Below are 4215 nucleotides of genomic sequence, written 5' to 3'. Positions count from 1 at the left end.
GCCGCGAGGGCGGCGCGCAGGTGTCCGTCCGACTCCGTGAGGAGCCGGGCGGCGGTGGGTCCGTCGACCTCGCCGAGCACGACGAGGATCGCGTTCTTGACCTCGCCGTCGGTGGCGGCGAGGGCGGCCTCGATGGCGGCGTCGTCGGCGCCGGTGGCCAGGGAGACGATGCGGCGGGAGCGGGCCCGCAGCTTCTCGTTGGACGCACGGACGTCGACCATGAGGTTTCCGTACGTCTTGCCGAGCCGGATCATGGTGATCGTCGACAGCATGTTGAGCACGAGCTTCTGGGCGGTGCCCGCCTTCAGCCGGGTCGAGCCGGTGAGCAGCTCGGGGCCGACGACGACCTCGATGCCGTGGTCCGCGGCGGCGGCCAGCGCGCTGCCCGCGTTGCAGGACAGGCCGACGGTCAGCGCGCCGTAGCGGGCGCGGGCGTGCTCGACGGCGCCGATCGCGTACGGGGTGCGGCCGGAGGCGGAGATGCCGACGACCACGTCGTTCTCCGTCAGGCCGAGCCCGTCCAGGTCGGCGGCGGCCAGCTCCTTGGAGTCCTCGGCGCCCTCGACGGCCGTGACCATGGCGGCGGGGCCGCCCGCGATCAGGCCGATGACCTGGCCGTCCCAGGTGTTGAAGGTGGGCGGGCACTCGGAGGCGTCCAGGACGCCCATGCGGCCCGCGGTGCCGGCGCCCGCGTAGATCAGCCGGCCGCCCTTGGCCATACGGGCCGCGGTGCCGTCGATCGCGGCGGCGATCCGGGGCAGTTCGGCGGCGACCGCGGCGGGGACGGAGGCGTCCTCGGCGTTCATCAGCTCGGCGATCTGCTGGGTGGGGAGCTGGTCGATCTCGGCGAACTCCTGGCGGAAGGCCTCGGTGGTGAGGGTGTCCAGCTGGGCGCGGAGGTCCTGGTACGGGGTGGTCATCGGGTGGCGGGGCTTTCTGTGAGGGCGGATTCTCGTCTGCGGCTCGTGCCTTCAGGGGCGCGGAGAACTGCGCGACCCGCCCCCACCGGCCGTGGGGAAGCGACGAGACGGACGAGAGAGGTGGATCCGGGCCCTCATGACCGGCCGCCCCGCGGAGCGGACGCGTGGCGGTGGGCCAGGGCCTCGTAGGAGGCCGAGAGGGCGGGGGCCGCGGTCTCGTAGGTGCGCTGGGCGACGCCCACGAAGAGGCAGTCCACGACGAGGAGTTGGCTGGTCCGCGAGGACATCGCGGCGGGCCGCAGCTCGCTCTCGCGGGCTATGGAGGTGGTGAGGATGTGGTCGGCGTACTGCGAGACGGGGCCGTCGGGCCGCCCGGTGATCGCGATGGTGGTCGCGCCGTGCTCGAAGGCGACGCGCAGCGGTTCGATCACGTCGCCGGTGGCGCCGGAGTGGGTGATGGAGACGGCGACGTCGCCGGAGCGGAGCGTGACCGCGTTGGTGATCGCGAGGTGCGGGTCGTTGTGCGCGTGGGCGACGTGGCCGATGCGCAGCAGCTTCTGGGCGAGGTCCTGGGCGACGAGCCCGGAGGCGCCGACGCCGTAGACGTCGACGCGGCGGGCGCCGGCGAGGGCGTGCACGGCGGCGCCGAGCTGCCCGGTGTCGAGTCCGGCGGCGGTGTCGGCGAGGGTCTGCTGCTCGTCGTAGGCGAGCTTGGCGACGACGTCGGCGATCGGGTCGTCGACGGCGATGTCGGCGGTGACGGCCGGGGCGCGGCCGGACTGCTGCTGGGCGGCGAGGCCGGCCAGCGCGAGCCGCAGGTCGCGGTAGCCGGGGTAGCCGAGGATGCGGGCGGTGCGGACCACCGTCGCCTCGCTCGTGCCGGTGAGCTCGGCGAGGCCGGTGACGGTGAGGGCGGCACAGCCGGCCGGGTCCCCGGCGACGGCCTCGGCGACCCGCTGCATGGAACGCGTCATCGACGGTGCGAGGGTGCGCACCTTGGCCGCGAGGGCCGCGGGCGCCGGCGGCGCGTCGTTGGCGAAACTTTCCTTCACGTCATTGCTCACGTTTTGAAAGATATTTTCGGAAGGCTTCCGGGTCAAGGGCCCTTCGGCCCGGGCGCACAATTGAGGGCATGGACACCATCAGCCCTCTGGAGCAGGCCCTGCACGCGGCCCGCGCGCTCGTGCTCGCCGACCTGAAGGCCGTCGGGGTCGCCGACGCGGACGTCGTCTCGCTCGTCGAGGAATCGATCAGCGAGCGCCGCTGGTGGGTCGAGCAGTGGCCGGACGGTGTGGTGTACGTCACGGGGCTCGTCGCGCAGGACGTGAAGGACGGTCTGCTCGAGCGGCACGGCCGCTGGCCGCTGTGCCCGGTGTGCGGCCCCGGCTCGGGGCACGAGGGCCCGCACGCGCTCGACATCGAGCCGGAGCTGGGCGAGGACCCGCACTGGGTGTGCGCGGAGGCGGGCGTCGTGGTGGCTCCGGTCGGGGCGCTCGGCACGGTGGCCGGCGCATGACGCTGTACATCGACCCGCCGACCTGGCCGGGCCACGGCCGGCTGTGGTCGCATCTCGTCAGTGACGTCTCCTTCGACGAGCTGCACCGGTTCGCCGAGGGGCTCGGGGTGCCGCCGCGCGCCTTCGAGCGCGACCACTACGACCTCCCGTCGCACCGGTACGAGGACGCGGTGCGCGCGGGCGCGGTACGGGTCGGCTCGAAGGAACTGGTGCGCCGGCTGACGGCCGCGGGCCTGCGCCGCCCCAAGGGCCGCCCCGCGTAAGGCCCCCGGGGTGAGGCGGGACGGCTCAGCCGTGGTGCACGAACCGGTACTCGTCCTGGCCCGGGTCGCCCGCGGCGCGCCGGAACCCGGCGCGCGCCAGGACCCGTTGGGACGCCGCGTTGTCCGGGTCGGTGTGGGCGAGGACCGTGCCGACCCCGTCCTGGCCCAGGGCCCAGGCGGTGAGCGCGCACACGGCCTCCGTCGCGTAGCCCGCGCCGCGCGCCTCGGGGACCAGGTCGTAACCGATCTCGACGGCGCCCTCGGCGTCGGGCGGGCTGTGGAAGCCGATGCCGCCCAGCGCGTGCCCGTCCGCGCCGCGCACCAGCACGTACGTGCCCCAGCCCGACCGGTACGCGTCCTCGTCCCACGCCTTCACGGTGATGCCCGAGCCGATCCGGGTGCCGTCGGCCGGGCCGCCGCCGAGCCAGGGGAAACCGCCGTCCCCGCCACCGGAGTTCAGGTCGGCCGCGGCCTCGCGGGAGATCTCGTGCAGGGTGAGCCGGGCCGTGGTGATGGTGTGCAGGGTCATGCGGCGAGCATGGCCAAGGCCACGGCGCCCGGCAACCGGTTTGCGCGGGGAGCGCTCACGGGGTGAGCAGGGCCAGCTCCGCCGCGAGGTTCTCCCGGGCCGGCGTCTCCCAGTGGGCCCGGCCGTGCGGGGTGCGGAACAGGCGCGGCAGGTCCAGGAGTTGGCGCAGGACCGCGGCCCGGCCCGAGCGGAACGCCTCGTCGGGCACGAAGCCGTACTCCTCGCGCACGGCCCGGGTGTAGGCGGCGTAGGCCTCCGGCGGGGCGGCCAGGATCGCGAGGTCGGCGTCGCACAGGGCCTCGCCGTTCGTGTCGTCGTCGGCGGGGTCGTGCGTGACGGTGAGCCGCACGAGCCGCGCCACCTCGCCGGTCCCGGACGCGCTCAGGCCGGCCTCGGCGAGCGCCCGCTCGGCCAGGGTCGCGGAGCGCTCCTCGTTCTCCGAGCGGTCCGGGCGGTACACCGCGTCGTGGAACCAGGCGGCGAGCCGCACGAGTTCGGGGTCCTCGGCGTGGCCGTCCAGCGTGTCGAGGTGGTCGAGCACCGCGGTCAGGTGTGCGGTCGTGTGGTAGCGGCGCTGCGGTTCGGCCCAGCGGGCCAGCAGGTTGTCGGCGTACGGGTCCGGGTCGAGGTCCGGGCGGCCGGTGGCGGCCCGCAGGGTGCGGGCCCATCGCTCACGCAGTGCGCCGTCCGGCGCCGGGGCTTCGTCCGTCATGGGACGAGCCTAGGCCCTGTCCAGGGCCTGTCCAGGCGGGCGGGCCGCCGCGGACCCCGCGGACAGGCGGGGCGTGCCGCGCCGGGCGCGGGGGTCAGGCGCGGGCGCGGGCCGGGACGTCGCGGGCCAGGACGACCGTGACGGCGGCGAGCAGCGCGCCGGTGACCAGGCGCTGCCACCGGGCCCAGGACGGGCGGCGCGCGAGGAGTCCGGCGACCGATCCGGCGGCGAGGACGAGCAGCCCGTTCACGGTGACGCCGACCGCGATCTGCACG

Annotated in this window: 6 protein-coding genes and 1 pseudogene; 2 read left to right on the top strand and 5 right to left on the bottom strand. The window is 75.2% G+C overall.

What is annotated here, in order from left to right; all coding sequences use genetic code 11:
- Together murQ and GTW43_RS30610 are read right to left on the bottom strand one after the other, a co-directional pair.
- On the bottom strand, positions 1 to 920 hold a 920-nt coding region (murQ, locus tag GTW43_RS30615), incomplete at its 3' end, for an N-acetylmuramic acid 6-phosphate etherase (protein WP_161305243.1).
- Between the two features lie 134 nt (positions 921 to 1054).
- Entirely contained in the window at positions 1055 to 1984 is a 930-nt protein-coding gene (locus GTW43_RS30610; protein ID WP_161305242.1) for a MurR/RpiR family transcriptional regulator, read from the bottom strand.
- 68 nt (positions 1985 to 2052) lie between these two features.
- Here GTW43_RS30610 and GTW43_RS30605 point away from each other — a divergent pair, with 68 nt between their 5' ends.
- Together GTW43_RS30605 and GTW43_RS30600 are read left to right on the top strand one after the other, a co-directional pair.
- A complete protein-coding gene (locus GTW43_RS30605) occupies positions 2053 to 2436 on the top strand; it encodes a hypothetical protein (RefSeq protein ID WP_161305241.1) in 384 nt (127 codons plus the stop codon).
- Entirely contained in the window at positions 2433 to 2699 is a 267-nt protein-coding gene (locus GTW43_RS30600; RefSeq protein ID WP_161305240.1) for a DUF4031 domain-containing protein, read from the top strand. Before GTW43_RS30605 ends, GTW43_RS30600 begins: the two co-directional genes overlap by 4 nt.
- A 25-nt stretch (positions 2700 to 2724) precedes the next feature.
- Here GTW43_RS30600 and GTW43_RS30595 read toward each other — a convergent pair whose 3' ends face one another.
- From GTW43_RS30595 to GTW43_RS30585, 3 genes and pseudogenes are all read right to left on the bottom strand, one after another.
- Positions 2725 to 3228: a GNAT family N-acetyltransferase gene (locus GTW43_RS30595; RefSeq protein WP_161305239.1), complete on the bottom strand. Its 504-nt coding sequence runs from the start codon at positions 3226 to 3228 to the stop codon at positions 2725 to 2727.
- Between the two features lie 55 nt (positions 3229 to 3283).
- Entirely contained in the window at positions 3284 to 3940 is a 657-nt protein-coding gene (locus tag GTW43_RS30590; protein WP_161305238.1) for a hypothetical protein, read from the bottom strand.
- Between the two features lie 94 nt (positions 3941 to 4034).
- Positions 4035 to 4215 (bottom strand): annotated as a pseudogene (locus GTW43_RS30585) (LysE family translocator); the annotation flags it as partial.

Source organism: Streptomyces sp. SID5785 (assembly GCF_009870065.1).
In the GTDB taxonomy this organism is placed as follows: domain Bacteria; phylum Actinomycetota; class Actinomycetes; order Streptomycetales; family Streptomycetaceae; genus Streptomyces.
The sequence above is the reverse complement of the archived record's forward strand: the minus strand, read 5'-3'. Positions and strand labels throughout refer to the sequence as shown.

Coding starts and splice junctions, on each gene's coding strand:
- GTW43_RS30605 (WP_161305241.1), top strand. CDS start 2,053: ATGGACACCATCAGCCCTCTGGAGCAGGCCCTGCACGCGGCCCGCGCG.
- GTW43_RS30600 (WP_161305240.1), top strand. CDS start 2,433: ATGACGCTGTACATCGACCCGCCGACCTGGCCGGGCCACGGCCGGCTG.
- GTW43_RS30595 (WP_161305239.1), bottom strand. CDS start 3,228: ATGACCCTGCACACCATCACCACGGCCCGGCTCACCCTGCACGAGATC.
- GTW43_RS30590 (WP_161305238.1), bottom strand. CDS start 3,940: ATGACGGACGAAGCCCCGGCGCCGGACGGCGCACTGCGTGAGCGATGG.